This is a genomic window from Dyadobacter sp. LHD-138 (assembly GCF_030929615.1).
Taxonomy (GTDB): domain Bacteria; phylum Bacteroidota; class Bacteroidia; order Cytophagales; family Spirosomataceae; genus Dyadobacter.
Genome location: NZ_JAVFVU010000001.1, coordinates 42,735 through 64,322, shown reverse-complemented (window position 1 = coordinate 64,322; position 21,588 = coordinate 42,735). Strand labels below are relative to the sequence as shown.

The window sequence follows — 21,588 nt, the reverse complement described above, 5'->3', positions numbered from 1 at the left end:
TTTTGCAAAATTGGTGGAAAAACTGCGAACTTAAAACTGTTTCTGCCAATAATCATGATAAGATAAGGTACTTACCTTGTTTTGTATTACTTCATCAATCTGATTAGTACGATTTCTACCAATAAAAAGAAGAGTGCGGCGTAAAGAAAATATTTCCAAAGGCTGGTCCCAAGGTTCTGTTGCTGAAATTCCTGAGCAAAGGCATCATCATCGATCTTATCAAAAACCTGAACATTTTTTTGTCCGGAGAAAATATTTCTGAGCTCAGTCGGCGTGTAATAGTCGAGTTTCGACTCGCCGTTGTTGTGGTTGAGCGCCAGTAATTGTTCGACCTTGTTGTCTTTGATCAGCTCAAAATAACCTGCGTCCAGGCCATTGCCCGTTTGATCGCCCTGAGGAATTTCGAGCAAGAGCTGGTTGCCCACAATTTTTTGAACGGGAATGACCTCGGTTTTATTTCGGCGAAGCTTATACACGCTATTCTGGCTTTCGTTATTGACAGTCAGCGCAATCGGGTTTTCGTCAAATGTAAAAGCCGTCCGCTGGGCTCTGACGCTCAAAGCAGCCATTTTATACATGATCGGAACAAAAATCGCATGTTGTGCCATAGACCCGAATTCTGGAATAAGGGGGGCTGCAAATAAATAAATTTTGCCCTTTCCGGAGGAAATCTGACTCAGATAAGGTTGTCCGCTGCGAAGCGAAAGCAGTATCTGGCCGGCGCTGTTCCAGTTCCAGGCCGGGGAGGCTTCCGGTAAATTCAGGTTTATTTCCTGACGAATGGATTCTTCAAAAACGTCACTGAAAAACGGATTATTTCTGTCCGGTGCGGCAATCGCGATCATTTCCCGGTTGGCGGTTTTTTCTGTATTCAAGCCATTAACACCAAGATTTTGCACCAGTGAAGTATAACTCCCGGTATTAGGAACGGCCGGAGGAATGATCGTGAGGCTTCCTCCTTTTTTTACAAAATCCTGAATTTCGGCAGCCAGCATACCCGATGGCTGCTCGACACCTTCAAGCAAAACCATATCTGAATTTTTTATCAGACCCGGATCCACGTTCTGAGCCGTATAACTTTGCAGTGCAAACAAACTGTCATTGGCATAGACGTTGTCAATGTAATTGCCGGCATATTTCTGTCCGTAAATGTGCAGGATGCGGATCAACGGCGATGCATTTAAAACGAAATAATAGTCATTGTCAAAGGTTACCGGAAAATCGTCGAAAGTGACTTTTCCCTGTTTATAACCCTTTCCTTTGAGGTTAAAATTAAACTTTGCTAGGGCACTTCCGTTGGCCGGTACATTAACGGACGCCGTGGAAGACTGTGTATTATCCAGACTCAATTTTAACACCACTTTTTTAGCATCGCCGCTCCCTGAGTTGCTCACCTTTACAAAAAGGATATTGTTCTGCAACTCGCGAATGAAAGGCGTGTTCAACCAGACGGAATCAACAAAAATATTTTTTTCGGCAACAGCCTGCACAGGTACCAGGAAGAGCTGATTGAGCGAATCTGTTTTTAATTTGGAAAGATCACCCGTTGTGCTTTTTTGAAAATCAGAAAACCAGAAAAACTGATTTTTACCTCCGTTCTGGTGTTTAGAAACCAGATTTTCCTGACGTTTATAAACCTGTTCCAGCGTGCGGGGCGTGTGCGAAAGACCGATCGTGGTAAATCGGTCACGGATTTTTTCTGCCGGATAGAGTCCTTGTTCCTGCGCTGAAAAGTCGTTGGTAACCAGTTGCAGGGAAGTCGCATTTTTGAAAAGTCCCAGCAGTTCGTTCAGGCGGTTTGTAGCAATGTCCAGATAGCGTTTGCTATTCGATTCGTTCTGCATACTGAACGAGTTATCCAGATAAAGGCTCGTAATCCCTTTTCTGTTGACCGATGCGTCACTTTTTCCGGGAAGAAATGGCTGTGCAAAAGCGAAAACCAGGCAGGCGATGGCCAGAATACGCGCCGTCATAACCAACCAGTGTTTGATTTTACGAATCGAACGTGTTTGTGTTTCTACCGCTTTCAGAAAAGCGACATTGGTAAAGAAAATACGTTTTGTACGACGGAAATTGAATATATGTATGGCTATCGGAACAGATATGGCCAGCAAACCCCACAAGAATGACGGAAAAAGAAAACTCATTTAGGTTAAACGTTTATTTGCGCCGCTGGCTTTCGGCCATCGGCTGTCGGTTTTAGGCAGTAAGGACTTTAATATCTTAAAGAACGCAAATTTTTCAATTATCAGTGGATAAACTTTCGTTTTTTGTTCCTTACGTGAGCAATCTGAAAGCTGCTTGCCCGAAGCAAACTGCCGACAGCACTTTTATTTTGGCCGCTTTCTCGTAAGTCGACTCCTTTTTTCTAACTTTGTAGTTCATTTAATGTCGGCTGAATAACTGATTCGTTTGGCAGGCTATTGCAAATAAAGAAATTGATTAATTTTTAACAGAATTATGGCCAAAGTATCGGTGAACAAACACCAGCCTGTTTATCAAATGCCTACGAATCCGGCAGCGGTTCGTACGAAGAGGTATGCGTTGCCAACCAAAAAATACATTTCCATTGCCATGCGGCATTTTTTTAAGTCGCAAATTAAGTGGGCAGCGGTTCCCTTGCTATTGATTATTATTAATGCAGCGATAAGCCTGACAGGCGTTTATCCTAATATCTGGATTTACATTGTTATTCTGGTCGGGGTTATCCTTTACCTACTTTTCTGGGTAATCCAGTTTACGGGAATCACGCAGCTTGAACAGTATAAGCCGATGTTTGAGAAATTTTCATATGAAATTGACAGCCGTCAGATTTTGATGAAAATCAACGCAAAAGAAGGCAGTATCATGAAATGGGAACAAATTCAGGATGTATATAAGGATAAGGATTCGTATATCCTGATTATTTCGAGAGGGCAATTTGTGCATCTTCCTTTTTCAATCTTCACCTCTGATCATGATGTGAAAGTTTTTGAAAGAATTTTGAAGCAGAAAGAATTTCTTACGGAAAAATAGTCTTTCAGTTTGGATATAAAAGAGCGGAAGCCGGGAAACCTGGCTTCCGCTCTTTTGTTTTTCTACAATATCGGTCATCCCTGCGGGATTTTGTTTTTCGGAACGTTCCATACATTTTTCTACAACGTGAACTATCCCTACGGGATTTGGTTTCATCACCATCGATCATTCTTCCACGCGATAACAATCCCGAAGGGATGAAATTATTGTAGAAAATGGTTAAAACTAGTAAGTGTCCAACCCTGAAAGGGTGACATATGGGACGCGTTGCCTTTGAACAGCTAACAAATTTAATGATCATTTTTAGCTGACTCTAAAAATGACTTCCATTCCTGTCACCCGAATGAACATATTTGCCAAATTGATCTAAATCAATACATTGCTGATTTAATTTTAATGAATAACTCCGTTGTTTTTAGGACGAAGATATTTTTTGAAAAAACGTTTTTCGCACATTGTGAACCAAAGCCGCTTGCAAATCGTAAAACCAGTGTGAAAAAAGCCTATTTTTACGGCTTCATGTTTCAATAGACCGTTAATTTATGTCAAGTAACCTCTTCGATTTTGGAATGATTGGGTTGGGAGTAATGGGTAGAAACCTATTGCTAAACACCGCCGATCACGGGTTTTCTGTTATTGGTTTTGATAAAGACGAGACCAAAACTGCTGCACTTGAAGCTGCGGCAACAGCAGGGACAACCGTGAAAGGAGTTCCGGATCTTGCACATATGGTGCAGCAATTACAACGCCCACGTAAACTGATGATGTTGGTTCCAGCCGGAAAACCGGTTGACGACGTGATCGAATCATTGTTGCCTTTGGTAGAAAAAGGTGACGTGATCATCGACGGGGGAAATTCACATTACACCGATACTTTGCGCCGCGTGAAATATCTGCGCGACAAAGAAATCCATTTTATGGGTGTTGGTGTTTCGGGTGGTGAGCAAGGCGCGCGCACGGGTCCAAGCATTATGCCAGGTGGGGATCTGGAAGCATATGCACACGTGAAACCTTTGCTTGAAGCGATTTCTGCCAAAGTACACGGAGAGCCTTGTGTGGCCTATCTTGGAAAAGAAGGTGCCGGGCACTATGTTAAAATGGTTCACAATGGTATTGAATATGCCATCATGCAGCTTATCAGTGAAGCTTACACGCTGCTGAAACATGCAGGTTTGAACAATGACCAGCTTCATGAAACTTTCAAAAGATGGAATGAAGGTGCATTGCAATCGTTTTTGGTTGAAATCACAGCGGATATTTTTTTGCAGAATGATGACAAAACCAGCGCTCGTTTGCTTGATATGATCTCTGACAAAGCGGGTTCAAAAGGAACGGGGAAATGGACTTCTCAGGATTCCATGGAATTGCCGGTTGCCGTACCTGTGATTGACAGTGCCGTGGCTATGCGTACCGTTTCCGGTTATAAAGACGAAAGAGTAAAAGCCTCTGCGATTTATGCGCAGGCTGGTGCTGCCATTACTGTTTCGACCGACGAATGGGTTAAGCAGGTTCATGATGCCTTGTATTTTGGTACGATATTAAGTTATGCGCAGGGACTTGCGATGTTGTTTCAGGCATCAAAAGAACTGGCCATGGATATTCCTTTGCCGGATGCGGTAAGTGTTTGGCGTGGTGGATGCATCATCCGCTCAACCTTGTTGGGAACTTTCACGCAGGCTTACAAAAAATCACCTGAATTGCCCAATATCTTATTGGACGCTGGTGTTGCGGCGATCGTAAAAGCGGCTGAGGGTAATACACGTGCAGTGGTGGCACAGGCTGCGCTTAGCGGAATTCCTGTTGCGTCGCTGATGTCCTCACTTGCATATTTCGATGCATACCGCAGCGAGCGTATGGCAACCAACCTTATTCAGGCGCAGCGTGATTATTTCGGTGCACACACGTACCAGCGTACAGACATTTCAGGGGCCTTCCATACAGAATGGAATCATTAACAGAGCGTAACTTTTTATGAAAACAAATAAAAGACCACCTGCTTCCATACTGTTTATTTTTGGGGGAAGCGGTGATTTAAATTATAGAAAATTAACACCGGCGTTATACAATCTTTTTCTTGACGAGTGGATGCCCGACCAGTTTGCCATCGCAGGTATCGGTCGCAGTGCTTATACGAATGAAGAGTATCACGGACATTTGCTGGATGGTATTACCAAGTTTTCCAGACGTAAAGGCGAACAAAACGGTCATTGGAAAGATTTCAGCCAGCATGTTTCTTATCTTCAGATGGATGGAGACGATCCGGCAGCTTATCACAAGATCACGGATCTGGTAAAGGAAAAAGAAGAGGAGTGGGGACAACACCCGAACGTTATTTTTTACCTGGCCGTTGCGCCTCAGCTGGTTCCCTCAATTGCAAGCAAACTTGGTGCGCTTAACATTTGCACGGATACACGGTGCACGCGAATTGTGGTTGAAAAACCTTTTGGTCATGACCTGAAGAGTGCACATGAGTTGAATGCGTTGCTTTCAAGCATGTTTACAGAGGAGCAGATTTTCCGTATTGATCATTACCTTGGTAAGGAAACCGTACAGAATATTCTTGCATTGCGTTTTGCTAACGCATTGTTTGAGCCGATCTGGAACCGTAACTACATTGAACATATCCAGATCACAGCGGCGGAAAGCGTTGGTTTGGAAGGGCGCGGAGGATATTTTGAAAATTCCGGTGCCTTGCGTGATATGGTTCAAAACCATATTTTACAGATACTTTGTATGGTGGCGATGGAAGCTCCTGTTTCTTTCGACGCCAACGAAATCAGAAATAAAAAGGTTGATGTACTGAATGCAATCCGCCGGATTACCCCCGATAAAGTGCATGAATACGCAGTGCGTGGTCAGTATGCAAAAGGGTGGAAAAAAGGCACGCAGGTTGTGGGATATCGTGAAGAAAAAGGCGTTAATCCTGAATCGGCGATCGATACTTTTGCAGCAGCGAAATTCTATATTGATAACTGGCGCTGGCAGGGTGTTCCGATCTACGTACGTACCGGAAAATACCTGAACCAGAAAGCAACCCACATTACCTTGCAGTTTAAATCTGCGCCGCATAACGCATTTCCAACGGAATCTGCGGATACATGGAGATCGAACAAGCTTACCATCAGCATTCAGCCGGAAATGGATATCAGCATCCGTTTCCAGGTAAAACGCCCTGGTCAGACCATGACACTGGATCCAGTGGATATGACGTTCAGCTATGACGCAGCCAATGGCGAACACGCGCCGGAAGCCTATGAAACTTTGCTTCTGGATGTGATGGAAGGCGATGCGACCTTGTTTATGCGAGGCGATCAGGTTGAGGCGGCCTGGAAAGTGATCATGCCGATCCTTGAAACTTGGGAGAAACGTAAGCCTGTGGACTTCCCGAATTATGCACCCGATTCATGGGGGCCGGAAGACGCTGACGCGCTTATCGCACGTGACGGACATGCCTGGGTTAATTTGCCATCAGCTTAAAATTTGAAATTAATGGGACAACTGCACATAGCAAAAGATGCCAAAGCACTAAGTTTAGAACTGGCTGAATGGCTCAACAAGTATATTCAGGAGGTTTTAACAAAAAAGGACCGGTTTACTTTTGTACTTTCCGGTGGGAGTACGCCGAAGCAATTATATACTTTGCTTGCCGAATCTCCTTACAGCGAGAGTATTCCCTGGGAAAAACTACATTTTTTCTGGGGGGATGAAAGAGCTGTTCCCTACGAGGATTCGCGGAACAATGCCAAAATGGCCTATGACGAACTGTTGCATAAGATCGGTGCAAAAGCCGAGCATATTCACGTGATGCGCACAGACATCGGACCGGAAGAATCGGCTGCGGAATATGAAAAGATATTGAAGCAGTATTTCGATGGAGAAGAAACAACCTTTGATTTTGTATTACTGGGCATGGGCGATGACGGACATACGCTGTCGTTATTCCCGGGTACGCCGGTGGTGCATGAGCAAAAGGCTTGGACCACTTCCTTCTTTTTGCCGGCCCAGGATATGTACAGGATCACCTTAACGGCACCGGTTGTGAACCACGCGGCCTGCGTTGCGTTTTTAGCCGTTGGAGCAGGCAAGGCAGAAACCCTCAAACACGTTCTGGAAGGAGCATTTGAACCGGATACGTATCCTTCGCAGGTGATTAAGCCGGCGAAAGGAACGCTTCACTGGTTTATCGATGAACCGGCTGCCAGCTTATTGAAAGCGTAAGAACGTTTGTTTACATATTAAAAGAAGAATATCTGGCGACAGGTATTCTTCTTTTTGTTTTAGGCGTATCACAATTCCTGCTACATTTGATTATTACTCCAACTCACGAATAAAAGTTTGAAAACTGTACTAATTATAGATGACGAAGAAAAACTTCGTGCACTGCTGGCAAGGATACTGAGAGCAGAGGGTTTTGATGTGCTCGAAGCCGGTGATTGCAAATCGGGCTTGAAAAGTGTTGAACAGCACGAGCTTGATGTGGTGCTTTGCGATGTGAAATTGCCTGACGGAAGCGGGGTGGATATGGTGTCAAAGATCAGATCAAAAAAACCGCAGGTCGAAGTGATTCTATTGACCGCCTATGGAAAGATCAGTGATGGTGTGCAGGCGATGAAAAACGGCGCCTTTGATTACATTGTCAAGGGTGACGATAACGATAAAATTATTCCGCTGCTGCACCGGGCCATTGAGAAAGTACAGCTGCAAAAGCGGGTAAAAGATCTGGAAAAACGTGTGGAGGATAAGTTTTCCTTTCAGGCGATTATCGGAAAATCAAAAAGCATTCAGCAAGCCATTGAGCTGGCTCAGAAAGTAGCGCCAAATGATACCAATGTTTTGCTGACAGGCGAAACCGGGACCGGAAAAGAAGTTTTTGCGCAGGGAATTCATCAGGCAAGTCATCGGGCGGGAAAGAATTTTGTGGCCTTGAATTGCAGCGCATTCGGGAAGGATATCCTGGAAAGTGAATTGTTTGGTTACAAACAGGGCGCTTTTACCGGTGCCAATAAGGATAAAAAAGGTCTTATTGAAGAAGCCAATAACGGGACTTTGTTTTTAGATGAGATAGGCGAAATGCCTTTGGAGTTGCAGGCAAAGCTGCTGCGCGTGCTGGAAACAAACGAGTTTATAAAACTGGGTGATACCAAACCCAGTAAATCCAATTTCAGGCTTATTGCTGCAACAAACCGGGATTTAAAAGTTGAAAGCGAGGAAAAACGGTTTCGTTCGGATCTGTATTTCCGCTTGAATGTTTTTCAGATTCTGCTTCCGCCGTTAAGAGAAAGGGTGAAGGATATTGAGCCGCTTGTCCGTTTTTTTGTGGAACAGTTTTCTGCGAAAATGAACAAAAAAACGCTGATTTATTCGGATGAATTTCTGAAAAAACTCGAAACTTACAAATGGGTGGGCAACATCCGTGAGCTAAGAAATGTCATCGAACGTGCTGTGATTTTAAGTGATGATCAGCTGGATATTGAGAGTCTTCCTTTCGAAATACAGCAGTCGGAGCCGGCGGAGAAAGGTGGTCAGCTTTCCGCTTTTTCCATGGAAAGTGTAGAGAAGCTGCACATTCAGAAAGTACTGAATTATACAAAAGGCAACAAAGCAGAAACGGCAAGGTTATTGGAAATTGGCATTGCTACCCTTTATCGTAAGCTGGATGAGTATAGTATTCATTGAATCCATTTGAAAACTGTATCGGAAAAGAGAACGGGGCGCAGATCATTCTGCTCCCCGTTCTCTTTTCATGGCTAATTGATTTTTGCTTTTATTTCTTCATTAATTTCCTGAGAAGATCTCCCGATAAATTTGCCTTTGCAGTAGTTTCAAGATCAAGATCAAGGGAGGTGAAAACGTCCTGCTGGATGTTTAACGAGCTGCTGTCTTTTATTTTAATAGTGGTATTTCCCAAAACATTGTTTTTGTTAATCTGTAATCCGCTTCCTTTCTGATACGATGCGGTAACATTTTTGATAGAATTGTCATCTAAAAGTGTAAAACTGCTGGTTGACGACAAGTCTAAATGATCCGAATGCCAGCTTCTAATTTTGCAGGGAATATCCTTTATAGAAACAGAAGAGAGCTGTTGGGCTTCAATGTAAACGGCCGGCCAGCGGGCCCAGGTAAGATCCGCTGTCGGATATTTATTTCGTTCTTTTTCCAGGTAACTAATTTTCAACGTGTCTCCGGAAATGGTTTGTTTTACCCGGTCCGCCAGGTCTTTGTTAATCCGTACTTCATTACTTTTACCTTGTTGGATTTCAATAAAACCATGATCATTGCCAATCAGAACAACTGTTTTGAATGCCTTAACCGGTTTGGTCTCATATCCATAGAATAAATCATCCGGTTTAATTTTATTGTATGCCGCTTTTATTTCCAGATTGGTTCCCAACATCGCGATCATGCTAACGAGAATCAGCGCAATGATAAGTTTATTGCTTGTTTTCATGTTCGTTCAAATTAAAGTGTTGCAGGATGAGTTGTCTCAATAAATGTTTTATATCGTTTTTGCAATTCTTCAATGCTGATGTCCAGCAAATAAAGCGTGCGGAAAAAATCCGGTAGTTCGCTTTCCATAAAACGCTCTTTGCGGGATTCTAGAATGCGCTTATTGGTCTGATCGTCAGTGAAATACCCTACACCGCGTTTGTTGTAAATGATATTATTCCCTTGCAAATACTCGTAAGTGCGCATAACCGTATTGGGATTTACTTCCAGCGTACTTGCCAGGTCCCGGACAGACGGTATTCTTTCCCCGGGAGGCCATTTACCAAGTAGGAGCTGCTCGCAGATGTAGTCGGCGATCTGAAGGTAAATGGATTGTTTATCTTTAAATTCCATGAATGTTGATGGGTTAAATTTCTTTTTCTTTCAGCCTGACATAGGCCACCTGCCATAATGCTAATACAAACAGAACCAGGAAAGTTTTGACGGCCAGAAACGTTGTTTTGCTGTATTCTACCTTAATATATGTTCCGTTTCTAAATACATTCCATTTTGCAAGAGGAGGGCCTTGAACGATAGTCCCTGCCTCAACCATCTGATGAACCATGATCCAGTTTACAGAAAAGCAGATAACCAGAAAGGCAAAAAATACAGAGGCAGTTTTAATGTAGGTAGCTTTCGGGAAATAAATAGACCCCAGAAAGGTGACACCATGAACAAGATAAAATATGTAAGAGAAGGCAATCAAAATCTCTGACGGCAGTGGGTTAATTTTTTCATTCGGATATTTCCTGATCAGGATTTCTGAAAACTGATAGTGCATCGCAAAGAATGCGGAAAGCAGCACACTCATAAACAGTATGCTTGATATAAAAGCCGTGATGTATTTCTCGGTCTGGGAAGCCGGAATCAGTATTGTGGCGATCCCTGTTGTAGGTGCAGCGTATTTTTCAAATACCAAAATTGTGAACAGACTGCCACAAAACAGAGCGATGCAATAGGAGAGGATATGTAAAAAAATGGGAGAAAAACCTATTTTTCTGAAATCGACAACGGGATTCATGAGCAGCAGCATAAGTCCGATAATGACGGCCAGAGCGAGTATAGCCTTCTTCCCATTTTCTGCAAAATCCAGTTTCAGTAGTAGCCCGAACCGGCGAAAATTAAAAACCTGATTCATATAAAAAAGTTTTAATGTTTAAAAACGGAGATATTTTCGGCAGTACTTTCAGGATAAAAAATCCGAGTACCAGCAGTATTTGAATCCATATTTTCATGGTTCATGAAAAATTTTCCGGATTCGGCCGGGATTGCTCATTACGGCATTAAACAGGCGTTCAAGATCCACCCGGCTGTCTTCCTGCTCCCAGTTTTCCATGACCACCGTGTAACCTTTTAGTGATGGTTCGGAATACAAAACGCGGCTATCGTCTTCGGTCGTAACAAGGGTTGCAAAGCGCAGTTTTTCACTGATCGTTTCCAGGCTGTGGTGCAGTAATATTTTGCTGTCTTCCAGAATGATGATGGAATCGATCAGGTTATCCAGGTCGCGGACCTGATGCGTAGAAATTAGAATCACCCGGTGTGCGTCCAGTGCGGCGGAAACCAGTTTTCTGAACTGTGCTTTGGAAGGTATATCCAAACCGTTGGTGGGTTCGTCCATGATCAGATATTTTGTGTTGGTCGCCAGTCCGAATCCAATCAATATCTTCTTTTTTTGCCCGTACGACAGGTCTGTGATCTTGTTACCTTCCGGAATTTCAAATTCTTCCAGGTAGCCCCGGAACTGTGCCTCATCAAACTTCGGATAAAAAGGTGCCAGCGTGGCAATGTACTTTTCGACCGTCACGGCTGGTAAATAGATTTCTTCCGGTATCAGGAAAAAATCCTGAAGGAAGGCTGGTTGCCGCTTGCGCGGTTCGTATCCATTTACTTCAATCTTACCTGTCGTTGGAAATAAAAGACCCGCGATGTTGCGCAGCAGACTTGATTTTCCCGCTCCATTTTTTCCGAGTAATCCGTAGATATGCCCGGGATGAAGTTTGACAGACAGGTTTTCGAATAGTAACTTTTTAGGGTTATATCCAAACGACACCGAGTCTACGTGAATCATACAATACTTGTTTAGTGTTCTAGTGTAATAGTACACTTCAAAAGTATTGCTTAAGTTTTATACATTCAAAGTATTTTGTGAAATTATTTTATGAATTGAGGTTTTGAATGAAGAAGGTGTGGTGTTTTAAAATACTTAAATTGAGTGAGTTGTATGACTTTCAGATTAGGTATTTTTATCTTGATTTTAACGAAATCGTCACCTGACATGGTGGGATACTGGCCGAACGGTAAAAAAGGAAGCAGTAAAAAAAATCCCGCCGACCGGAAGTTGGAGGCGAGATAAGGCAGTAAATTATATTGTGAATAGAATTTGGAGATTTCCAATACCGGTAAATAGTAGTGAAAAATTAGTTCATATTGTTGATTTTTATAATAAGCTATTAATCATCCGGTTACTGAGCTAATCGCATATAGCTAATTGCCAACAGCCACTTATTAATCATCCAGTCCTTTCCCTTCTAAAATCCGGGGAACATTTTTTTCCACCCTTGCCTCCCTGGTTTTGGATTGTTTTGGTTGAGAAAAATGCAGGAGATAAGCGCGTTGGCGCCCGGGCGTTAATGCGTGAAAAGCAGTTTTCAAGGCGGAGATTTCGTCTAATTTTACCTGAAATTCTTCCGGGATTGTAAATTCCGTGGTCTTTTTGAGAACAACTTCCAAACCAGCCTTTTCCACCTCAATGGCTTCATAAATACAGGCTTTTATACTGGTTTCCAGCTCCGCTATTTCCTGTACGCTGGTGAACCGAATCTGACGCGCCGCCTGCACATGTTCCGTTTGCTGGATCAGAATACCGTCGGTGTTATCCAGCAATACTCCTTTGAAAAACAATAGCGCGCAATAATCCTTGAACACATGTATTAAAACAATGTTATTCGTATGCAGTGTGTAACAAGGACATCCCCACTTCAATGCTTCGTTTAGCCCGCAGTCCAGAACAATTGTTCTCAATTGTCCGATTGCTTCCTGCCATTGCGTGGCTTGATTAAAGTAAAAATCAACCTTAGGATTCATGCTGTTCATGTATTAATTGAAACGATTTTTCTGTCGGCAGGCGGCGTGTTGCGGGTCTGAAATACCAGGATACCGCAGTCAGGATTAGTAGTAAAATAGGTCCAAAAAGCTCTTTGGCGCTATCTCCGATAGCCAGATGAGAAAAAACCGCGCCCGACATGGCAAAGAAAAAACCTGCATACGCCCATTCTTTTACCAAAGGAAATTTTGGAACCAGCACCGCAGCAACGCCCAGCATTTTCCAAGCGCCAATTATCGTCAGAAAGTAGATGGGATAACCCAGATGCGTCATCATATCGACTTCCTCCTTCATTTTGATTAGCTGCACAATGCCCGTTGATACCATGCCTAATGCAAGCCAGCCGGTTGCAACCCAATAGATGATTTTATTTCGCTTTGTCATGGTTGTTTATTTTAGTTTGTTTACGATTTCCTGTAAGCGGTTATGTGCCCAATTGATACCCTGAGCAAAGGGTAATTTCAGGATTTGGTCTCTAACGCCAACTGATTTATACAGGATATGCATTGTCAGTTTGCTGGTGTCGGCGGTGAGTGGTTCAAATTCCAGGAACTCTAGCTGAATAGGGAAAGGCGTATTCTCCATTTCAAATGTTCGCGTGATTTTCTGGTCGGGGACAAATTCGTGGATGGTCCCGTTGGATTGAAATACCACGTTTCCCTGGGCGTCGGATGTTTCAAACTGGTAACTCCCATGCTTTTTATTTTCAAGTTTCAGCACTTTTGTTCCCATCCATTGTGCAACGATTTCAGGCTCTACGTATGCTTTGAAAAGTAACCCTACCGGCAAATCAAATTCCCTGGTGATCACCAATTCCTGTTTGCCGTCTTCGGCACTGATTTTTGTTTTTCTTTCCATACGATTCTATTTTTCAGGTTTGTAGTTTTTCATGATGGCTTCCAATTTATTAAATCTGTCATCCCACATCTGGCGGAACGGCTCGATAAAGTCGGCTACTTCTTTCATTTTTTTTGCATTGATGTGATAATAAACTTCCCGGCCATTTTGCTCTTGTTCAAGCAATTCACACGCCGTAAGTATTTGCAGGTGTTTGGAAACGGTCGGTCTGGCTGTGTCAAAGTTTGAGGCTATTGCCCCGGCGGTCATGGTTTGTGAAGCGACCAACAGAAGTATTGCCCGTCTTGTCGGGTCTGCGATGGCTTGAAATACGTCTCGTCTTAAATTCATTGCGTAGTTATTTGACTACAAATGTATATGTAGTTAAATAACTACGCAAATTTTTTTCAACATTTTTTTAAAACTGTTAATAAGTAGTAGTGAAAAATTAGTTTATATTATTGATTTTTATAAAAAGCTACTAATCATCCGGTTACTGAGCTAATCACATATAAGCTAATCGCCAACAGCTCCTTATTGCCATGAGTATCAGTTTAGTTTTTCAAAAATCGGGAAAAAAGTGTCCGTAGGGAAGTTGGGATTTACGAACATTTACCTCGGTTGAGTAAATGTTCTGTTGCACTGCTGTGTCATTTTTAACGAAAAAAGAAGGCCCCTAAGCAGAGGCCCCCTTTAAGTATAACTTGTTGCATTTTAATTTTTACAAACCGGGATTGGTCAGTAATGGTGTGGACCGGGACTTGAAATTTAGTTTCCAATTATTAATCAAAGAAGCTTTCCGTTAATTAAAAACGAATTAAACCCGGCTTAAAATGGGGTTATATTTGAGGATCGGGCAGGGGGACGGCGGTTTTTTTGCGGGAATCATTCGGGGTGTGCAGTTTTATAGTTTTAAATGACTTGTGGCTTTGCGCGTGCCTGCAAAATTTCCCAAAACGGCCGTATTGCGCGTTTAACGTTAAATTATTTGCAGCATCTATCAGAGAATTATTTGTATTGAATGTGAAACTATTTATCTAAATTTGCGTTAAACCCTATAATGTTAGTAGATTAGGCTATCCATTTTAAACCCATATTTTATGTCACTTCGATTAGGAGATATTGCGCCGGATTTTGAGGCAAATACTACACAAGGACCGATCCAGTTTCACGAGTGGTTAGGAACAAGCTGGGGACTGTTATTTTCACATCCTGCCGACTTCACCCCGGTTTGTACAACGGAACTTGGTAAAACTGCTCTTTTAAAAGGAGAATTTGAAAAACGTAACGTTAAGGTGCTGGCTGTCAGTGTTGATGATATTGATTCACACAACCGTTGGATACCGGATATCAATGAAGTTAATAACACTGAGGTCAATTTTCCAATCATCGCCGATGAAGGACGTAAAGTAGCTGAACTGTATGATATGATTCACCCGAATGCGAGTGAAAAAGCGACGGTGCGCTCGGTTTTTATCGTTGGACCGGACAAAAAAATTAAACTGACTTTGACCTATCCTGCTTCAACAGGCCGTAATTTCAATGAAATTATTCGTGTCGTAGATTCATTACAGTTAACTGCCAACTATTCAGTAGCAACGCCAGCCGACTGGAAAGACGGTGAAGACGTTATTGTTGTGCCGGCTGTAAGCACGGAAGATGCTGAGAAGAAATTCACAAAAGGCCTGCGTATTGTAAAGCCTTATCTACGTTATACGCCGCAGCCGAATAAGTAATTTGCAGTAAGATAAAAGAAAACTCCCAACCTATATCATTCCGTGAAGGTATAGGTTGGGAGTTTTATTATGAGCAGACCGCTAGTTTTCTATTTCAGATTTTTCCATTTCCTTTTCAGGTTCAATAACCGGCTCTCCGTAAAAGACCATATGCGTGGCTCCCTGGTAATAATACCAAATCGATGCGGCCATCGGAATATGGCTGATATCGTTGAAATTAAACCATGGGCCGAAACTGAATTTCAGAGCGTGGAAACCTGCCGCTGCCGCACCCAATGCCGTGGCAATAAAAATGTATTTGCTGCCGGGATCTTTCTTCTTTTTATATACAAATACCTCGATCATAAAGAGCATCAGAAACAAGCCGTAAAAGGCATGGACTTCAACCACTACGAAATTTAAGGTAACGAAAGTCAGAACAAAGAATATAATCAATTCGATATAATTCATATAACCGAGCCAGGAGCCCAGTTTTGGTTTAAGCAGCGGTTTAATATGCCATATCGCAGCTCTTTCAAATAAAGCAACGGCGATCATACTGGCAAACCAGCCAGGGATTTTGCCCAGCTGACCCGTCACATACAGAAATCCATGTCCTAAAACGCCGCCAATAACCGTAGCTATCCCCATAAAAAGGAAAAAATACTGGATTTGACGATACATACGGTGCGCGCGCCCAAGCCTTCCCAATTGAACAAAAGCATAAAAACAGACCACCGCCATCATAAGACTGGATAACACCGTGGAAGGTTCCAGAATGGTTATGTCAAACAATTTGATCTGATGTACTTTGCTAAAATCTATGGCAATCTCATTCATTAGGTGAAGTTTCTTTTTGGAATTAAGTCCAGGGTTGTACAAAAAATTTGTTCAAAGTAACAACAAATGGAGCCTTGTTTGCAACATTATGTCGTTTGAATCTCTCTTTATTAAAACTATGCCAGTTCGTGAACATGATACGGCACCCGTTTCTTCTTTTTGGGGTACATAAAAAATATAGTTTATCCGGTTAAAAGTACCAGATCGTAGACAAAATCGAGGTGCTGGTCTATTACCGAAATTTATGTTTGTAATATATTATTTCTTTGTATCGGGAAATATGGACCGAAAAGAGACTGACTCTCCTGAACTTAATTAAAAAACCATGGACAAAGTAATTTTAAAAAGTTTTAAAGCATTAATGCTGGCCGTTGTATTGTTTTTGCATGCACAAATGAGCCAGGCACAAGGCCCTTTGGCTCCTGCAAGTGGTGCCCCGGCTTCTGTAACGCCAAAGGGAAATTCCAAAATTTCAGGATTTGTATCCGACTCAGCCACGGCAAAGACCGTAGAGTTTGCCAGTATTGCGTTGGTCAATGCCGCCGACAACAAGGTGATTGACGGCTCGGTAGCCGACGATAAGGGGAAATTTGAAATCACAGGTGTCGCCCCCGGAAAATATAAGGTATTGGTTTCTTTCATCGGTTTTAAAGACAAGACGGTCAATAATATTTCAGTCGAAAAGGGAAAGGACGTGGATTTGGGTAAGATTCAGATGGCTGCCAATACCAAAACGCTGGATGAGGTAACCATTACCGGCGAAAAGTCCATGGTTGAGGAAAAAGTCGATCGTCTGGTTTACAATGCGGAAAAAGACATTACTTCAAAAGGCGGGGATGCATCGGATCTGCTTCGTAAAGTTCCGATGTTGTCTGTCGACCTGGATGGGAATGTTTCATTGCGGGGAAGTTCTAACATCCGTGTATTGGTTAATAACAAGCCTTCGACCATTATCGCGAGCAATGTTGCCGATGCCTTAAAGCAGATTCCTGCCGATATGATCAAATCGGTTGAGGTAATCACTTCACCGTCTGCGAAATATGATGCGGAAGGTTCGGGCGGTATTATCAATATCATTACCAAGAAAAACAATCTTCAGGGACTAACACTGAATGTTGATTCGGGTGTGGGTAACCGCGGTACCAACCTGGGTTTGAACGGCAGTTACCGCAAAGGTAAAATGGGTTTTACACTGGGCGGATTTGGCCGCGCGTTTTACAACAAAGCAACCTCGGAGCTTAATCAGGAAACAAAATCAGGAAGTGACATTTTTGGCACGAAACAGAGTTCCAATGCAAAGGACCGTGGTTTATTCGGGCATTATTCTTTGGGATGGGATTACGATTTAGGGAAAAACCAGGCATTGTCGGCTGGTGTACGTTATGGTACACGTAATTTTCTGCAAAAGCAAAATCTGAGCATTGACCAGTTTACAAACCTGGATCCTGCAACGAACTCACAGCGTAAAGTAAACCGCAAGGATCTATCAGGAACCGTTGATGTGAACGTCGACTATGTAAGAACCTTCAAACCACAGCAGGAATGGAGCTTTTCAACGCTTTTTAGCAGAACTAATTTAACAAATAATTTTGATACAGATATTCTGAACACGGGCGGAAGTGTAGCCAGTAAATTGAAAAACGTCAATCAGAACTATAACACAGAATTTACGCTGCAAACAGATTATCAGACGCCGATTAAGAAAAATCAGCTCCTTGAATTTGGTGCAAAAGGAATTTTCCGTAAGGTGAACAGTGATTATAAATATTTGCTGGCTGGTGAATCAGGTGATTTCGTGATTAATCCTGATAACCCGTCGGGGGCCTTAAATTACAATCAAAATGTAGCGGCCGGTTATGTTTCCTATACTTTGACCACCAAAAATAAATACACGTTCAAGGCAGGGACGCGTTATGAATATACGGGAATCAACGCTGATATGGGTGATAAGGGAGCCGTGAACATTCCTAGTTACGGCAATCTGGTACCGAGCATTAACGTATCCAAAAGCCTTACAGCTTCCACCACGATTAAAGCGGCATATAACCGTCGTATCCAGCGCCCGGGTATTCAACAGCTGAACCCGAACGTGAACCTGGCCAACCCGCAGAGTATCAGTACCGGGAATCCTTTATTGAATCCTGAACTGACTGATAATTTCGAACTAGCCCTAAGTACCAATGTGAAGAAGACGTATCTGAATGTTTCCGTATTTACCCGCAGTACCAATAATTCAATTACGCAGATCCGGACCACTGTTGATACACTTGCCGGCGCCATTGTGACTACTTTTGAAAACATCGGTAAGCAAAGCGCCTACGGTATGAATGTTTTTGCCAACGTGTATCTGACTTCAAAATGGACGGTAAACGGAAGTATTGACCTTTTGCAGTCGCACATGGAAGGGCAGACGACCAATGCTGACGGTCTTTCTGAGTCTGTAAGTAATTCAGGATTCAACTATGGCGGACGGTTAATGTCTCAGATATCGCTTAAAAACGGCTGGGGACTTCAGGCTTTTGGATTTTACCGGGGCCGTGAGGTGCAGTTGCAGGGAACCAGAACTGGTTTTTATATGTATTCACTGGGGTTCAAAAAGGATTTTGCTAACAAGAAAGGAAGTATCGGTTTTGGAGCAGAAAATTTCCTGACCAAAGGTGTGAAATTTACTTCGGATTTGAAATCGCCGATTTTGGCGCAGTCAAGCCAGACACAGTTGTATAACCGCAATTTCAAGATCACCTTTAGTTACTCCATTGGGAAAATGAGTTTTGACGCGCCAAAACGTAAAACACGTTCGGTATCTAATTCAGATGTGAAAGGCGGAGGTGATAGCAACTAGCAGATAGTCAGTTAAATATACTTTAAAAGAGGGCCGGATTTAGTTTCTGGTCCTCTTTTGGCTTTTGTCGCCGGGCAGATAGTTACTGGCATAAACTAATATCCCGTATTATTTGTTTATTTTTGAACTAAGGTATTATTATTTATAACTATACAAAGTAAGTTAAGCCATGAAATGGTCCTTTGTTATTCAGCAAAAGCTAAAAGCGAGTTTACTATTGGGGGGGATAATGCTTGTGATTGTATTGGGGACTATACTTTCGAGGCGTAATATTGATGGGATCGATAAGTCGTTTTCATCCATTTACAAAGATCGCCTGATTCCGGCTACCACCATTATTTACATCACGGAAAATTTATACGGGAAACGTCTTTCTCTTGAAAAATTTCTCTTAAAACCCGACACCAACGATAAGGGGAAGATTTCCGCGCTGCTTGCCAAACATGACAAGAGCATTGATTCGCTGATCGGGGTGTTTGAAAAGACCTATCTGGTAGACCAGGAGGCGAAAAGTCTGGCTGCTTTCAAAAACAGGGTAGGAGAGTACGGGCTTCTGGAAAAGATGATCCTGAACTTACATGCTTCCGGCCATTCAGAGGAAGGAAAGGTCTTGTTTGAGGGAGCCGGTGCCAACACTTTCCAAAGCACGCTGAACAATCTCAATGATCTTACCGAAATCCAGTCCGTTATTGGGGATGAACTGGTGAAAGAGTCTAAAAGTGATTTTGCCAGTTACGCGATAATATCCTTTTTACAGGTCGCATTGGCGATTATTATCGGATTGATTATTCTTGTTTTTATTCAGAATTCCAAAATAATCAACAAGCCCAAAGTACCCAAAGATGAGGGGCAGCATTTTCACCTGAATTAAGCAAAGGTGCTGCCCGCCTTCGGAATGCTATTTTTGAAACAAAGAGTGGACGAAAATAGGTTGATCGGTACAGATTATGTCCGCACCGCTTTCCCATATTTTGTTATACTTTGGAGCGGAAATTTCAGTGTTCAGGGTGTCGATATTCCCATTTGTTCCGAGTGATGTAACAATCTTCATGGAATGGATTTTCATATAGAAGGATTCTTCCTGAAGCTCCTTCGGCGTTAGGGCTACTAGATTTTCCAGAGGAAGTCCCGATTTCTCGACGTTGGTGATATGTTCCCAGCTGTTAAAACCAACGGCGAGCATGAGGGTTGAGTCCAGTGCATGTACCTTTTTTGCTTCATCAACGGAATAACAAATCACCACCGATTTGTGAATGGCATTGTTGTCTTTGAGCATTTTAACGGTTTTGATAATATCCGTTTCCGGCTTTTTATCTACGATCAGCATCAGATTTTTATCCTTGCTCCAATCCAGCACTTCCTTAAATGAAGGGATTCTATTTTTAGTCAAAAGTCCCTTGTCATCCTTTAAACGCAATTGTTTTACATCTTTCCATTGCTGATGGCTTAACAGGCCAGTCCCATTGGTCCGTAATTCCAGCTCATTGTCATGTGAGAGCACAAGCTGACTGTCTGCGGTCATGCGGACGTCAAATTCCAGCAAAACACAGGGTACATTCTGATAGGTATTTTCAAAAGTGGCGATACAATTGCCGGGATAACCGTCTTCGGTTCCTCCCTGATGCGCCATGATCATCGGCACAAACCGGTTGGATGGTTTGAGATGGGCTTTTAAACTTCCATTTTTACTAAAATTGCAATTATCTGTAACCGATGTGAACTGGCGCGAAGGGACACAGGATGTTAAAAACAATAATAATAAAACAGGGTAAGGACTTTTTAAACGTTGTGCTAACATTAGCTGAGTTTTTTAATCAGGTTTTTCGATCATTCTTTTACTTCTGCCACTTTATTCAGCGTCTCGACCGCAACCCGGTAACCTTCAATAATTAATCTTGATATATCTTCCGAATTGAAATGCTGCATATCCAGCACCAGCGGAGACGCGGGCCGGATCACGGTTAATTTCATCGGTACGCCGCGCAAAATGGAACGATCTACGTAAGATTCGGCCCAGATGATATTGCTGTTGGCGTATTCATTTACCGTGATATCCCGGACTCTCTCCACCAGTGTAATCAGATTCCTCGGATTAAGTCCTTCCGGCTGGTACAGATGGGGCGAATGGCAGGCAATGACTACGATTTCCATCGCTCCGTCGGCTATGGCCTGACGAACCGGAGCTACTTCTCTCAGGCCGCCATCCAGGTACATTTCCTTTCCAATCGAAATCGCGGGCATAAGCATCGGGATGGAAGAACTGGCGCGTACATAGTCCAGAAAATGGGGTTCCTGTGGTGATACATATTTAATTTCACCGCTTTGTATGTTCACCGCCCCCACTTTTACCTTAATGGGCGTATGTTTTAAATGTTTGTCCTTCACATTTTTACGGATCAGTAAATGCAAAGGCTCGGGGTCAACCAGACCGTCGAAACGGCTCATTAAAGTATTCATCCCTAACATAACGCGTGACCGCAGCGTTGAAATATCCTGGGGCTGGGTAATATTCTTGACCCAGAACTCAAGAAGTTTCCTCCCGGCATTCGGCCAGGTGATTTTTCCTTCTTCTTCAAACTGTCTGCCCGTTTCGTCGGCCAGGAAAGTAGCGTTAAGCGCCCCGACTGAAATTCCGTAAACCATATCAGGTTCAAAACCGCTTTCCAGAAGGGATTGGATAGCCCCGACCTGAAAAGCTCCTTTCATTGATCCACCACCAAGCACGAGTGCTTTCATAAATATTTACT

20 protein-coding genes are annotated in these 21,588 nt (G+C 42.8%); 8 read left to right on the top strand and 12 right to left on the bottom strand.

The features are described 5' to 3' along the window. Window positions 1–86 precede the first annotated feature (86 nt). Window positions 87–2,147, bottom strand: a complete 2,061-nt coding sequence (locus tag RB622_RS00295) for a BatA domain-containing protein (RefSeq protein ID WP_308044470.1) — start codon at window positions 2,145–2,147, stop codon at window positions 87–89. A gap of 313 nt (window positions 2,148–2,460) precedes the next feature. Between RB622_RS00295 and RB622_RS00290 the strand changes: the two genes are divergently transcribed. The 5 genes from RB622_RS00290 to RB622_RS00270 all read left to right on the top strand — a co-directional run bounded on the left by RB622_RS00290 (window position 2,461) and on the right by RB622_RS00270 (window position 8,691). Continuing rightward, window positions 2,461–3,015 (top strand): YcxB family protein, encoded by a 555-nt coding sequence (locus tag RB622_RS00290; RefSeq protein ID WP_308044469.1) that lies wholly within the window; start codon window positions 2,461–2,463, stop codon window positions 3,013–3,015. Between the two features lie 542 nt (window positions 3,016–3,557). Continuing rightward, entirely contained in the window at window positions 3,558–4,970 is a 1,413-nt protein-coding gene (gene gndA / locus RB622_RS00285) for an NADP-dependent phosphogluconate dehydrogenase (RefSeq protein ID WP_308044468.1), read from the top strand. Between the two features lie 16 nt (window positions 4,971–4,986). After that, entirely contained in the window at window positions 4,987–6,492 is a 1,506-nt protein-coding gene (gene zwf, locus RB622_RS00280) for a glucose-6-phosphate dehydrogenase (RefSeq protein ID WP_308044467.1), read from the top strand. 12 nt (window positions 6,493–6,504) lie between these two features. Beyond that, window positions 6,505–7,233: a 6-phosphogluconolactonase gene (gene pgl / locus RB622_RS00275; RefSeq protein WP_308044466.1), complete on the top strand. Its 729-nt coding sequence runs from the start codon at window positions 6,505–6,507 to the stop codon at window positions 7,231–7,233. A 117-nt stretch (window positions 7,234–7,350) separates the two neighbouring features. Then, window positions 7,351–8,691, top strand: coding sequence for a sigma-54 dependent transcriptional regulator (locus RB622_RS00270; RefSeq protein ID WP_308044465.1), 1,341 nt, complete (start codon window positions 7,351–7,353; stop codon window positions 8,689–8,691). 88 nt (window positions 8,692–8,779) lie between these two features. On the opposite strand, the gene RB622_RS00265 is transcribed toward RB622_RS00270, so the two are convergent. From RB622_RS00265 to RB622_RS00230, 8 genes are all read right to left on the bottom strand, one after another. Then, on the bottom strand, window positions 8,780–9,463 hold the full coding sequence (locus RB622_RS00265; RefSeq protein WP_308044464.1) for a hypothetical protein: 684 nt from the start codon (window positions 9,461–9,463) through the stop codon (window positions 8,780–8,782). Between the two features lie 11 nt (window positions 9,464–9,474). Beyond that, entirely contained in the window at window positions 9,475–9,855 is a 381-nt protein-coding gene (locus tag RB622_RS00260; RefSeq protein WP_308044463.1) for a GntR family transcriptional regulator, read from the bottom strand. Between the two features lie 13 nt (window positions 9,856–9,868). Further along, window positions 9,869–10,639: a hypothetical protein gene (locus RB622_RS00255; protein WP_308044462.1), complete on the bottom strand. Its 771-nt coding sequence runs from the start codon at window positions 10,637–10,639 to the stop codon at window positions 9,869–9,871. Window positions 10,640–10,732: 93 nt separating this feature from the next. Next, window positions 10,733–11,572 (bottom strand): ABC transporter ATP-binding protein, encoded by an 840-nt coding sequence (locus RB622_RS00250; RefSeq protein WP_308044461.1) that lies wholly within the window; start codon window positions 11,570–11,572, stop codon window positions 10,733–10,735. A 437-nt stretch (window positions 11,573–12,009) separates the two neighbouring features. After that, complete coding sequence (locus RB622_RS00245; RefSeq protein WP_308044460.1) at window positions 12,010–12,588, bottom strand: YdeI family protein; 579 nt, start codon at window positions 12,586–12,588, stop codon at window positions 12,010–12,012. Continuing rightward, window positions 12,578–12,991: a DoxX family protein gene (locus RB622_RS00240; RefSeq protein ID WP_308044459.1), complete on the bottom strand. Its 414-nt coding sequence runs from the start codon at window positions 12,989–12,991 to the stop codon at window positions 12,578–12,580. The genes RB622_RS00245 and RB622_RS00240 overlap by 11 nt, the downstream gene beginning before the upstream one ends. A 6-nt stretch (window positions 12,992–12,997) precedes the next feature. Next, on the bottom strand, window positions 12,998–13,465 hold the full coding sequence (locus tag RB622_RS00235; RefSeq protein WP_308044458.1) for an SRPBCC domain-containing protein: 468 nt from the start codon (window positions 13,463–13,465) through the stop codon (window positions 12,998–13,000). Window positions 13,466–13,471: 6 nt separating this feature from the next. Next, complete coding sequence (locus RB622_RS00230; protein WP_308044457.1) at window positions 13,472–13,795, bottom strand: metalloregulator ArsR/SmtB family transcription factor; 324 nt, start codon at window positions 13,793–13,795, stop codon at window positions 13,472–13,474. A 749-nt stretch (window positions 13,796–14,544) separates the two neighbouring features. Between RB622_RS00230 and RB622_RS00225 the strand changes: the two genes are divergently transcribed. Further along, window positions 14,545–15,180, top strand: coding sequence for a peroxiredoxin (locus tag RB622_RS00225; RefSeq protein WP_308044456.1), 636 nt, complete (start codon window positions 14,545–14,547; stop codon window positions 15,178–15,180). 81 nt (window positions 15,181–15,261) lie between these two features. Here RB622_RS00225 and RB622_RS00220 read toward each other — a convergent pair whose 3' ends face one another. Continuing rightward, window positions 15,262–15,999 (bottom strand): DUF6962 family protein, encoded by a 738-nt coding sequence (locus tag RB622_RS00220; protein ID WP_308044455.1) that lies wholly within the window; start codon window positions 15,997–15,999, stop codon window positions 15,262–15,264. Between the two features lie 325 nt (window positions 16,000–16,324). On the opposite strand from RB622_RS00220, the gene RB622_RS00215 reads away from it, so the two are divergent. Both RB622_RS00215 and RB622_RS00210 read left to right on the top strand, forming a co-directional pair. Continuing rightward, the gene (locus RB622_RS00215) at window positions 16,325–18,841 is read left to right on the top strand and encodes a TonB-dependent receptor domain-containing protein (RefSeq protein WP_308044453.1); all 2,517 of its coding nucleotides are present in this window, start codon (window positions 16,325–16,327) and stop codon (window positions 18,839–18,841) included. 169 nt (window positions 18,842–19,010) lie between these two features. Beyond that, window positions 19,011–19,712 (top strand): MCP four helix bundle domain-containing protein, encoded by a 702-nt coding sequence (locus RB622_RS00210; RefSeq protein WP_308044452.1) that lies wholly within the window; start codon window positions 19,011–19,013, stop codon window positions 19,710–19,712. Window positions 19,713–19,739: 27 nt separating this feature from the next. Here RB622_RS00210 and RB622_RS00205 read toward each other — a convergent pair whose 3' ends face one another. Both RB622_RS00205 and RB622_RS00200 read right to left on the bottom strand, forming a co-directional pair. Continuing rightward, entirely contained in the window at window positions 19,740–20,639 is a 900-nt protein-coding gene (locus RB622_RS00205) for a glycerophosphodiester phosphodiesterase family protein (protein WP_308044451.1), read from the bottom strand. A 29-nt stretch (window positions 20,640–20,668) separates the two neighbouring features. After that, window positions 20,669–21,577 carry a patatin-like phospholipase family protein gene (locus tag RB622_RS00200; RefSeq protein ID WP_308044450.1) on the bottom strand — a complete coding sequence of 303 codons (909 nt, stop codon included), beginning with the start codon at window positions 21,575–21,577 and terminating at the stop codon, window positions 20,669–20,671. Window positions 21,578–21,588 lie beyond the last annotated feature (11 nt).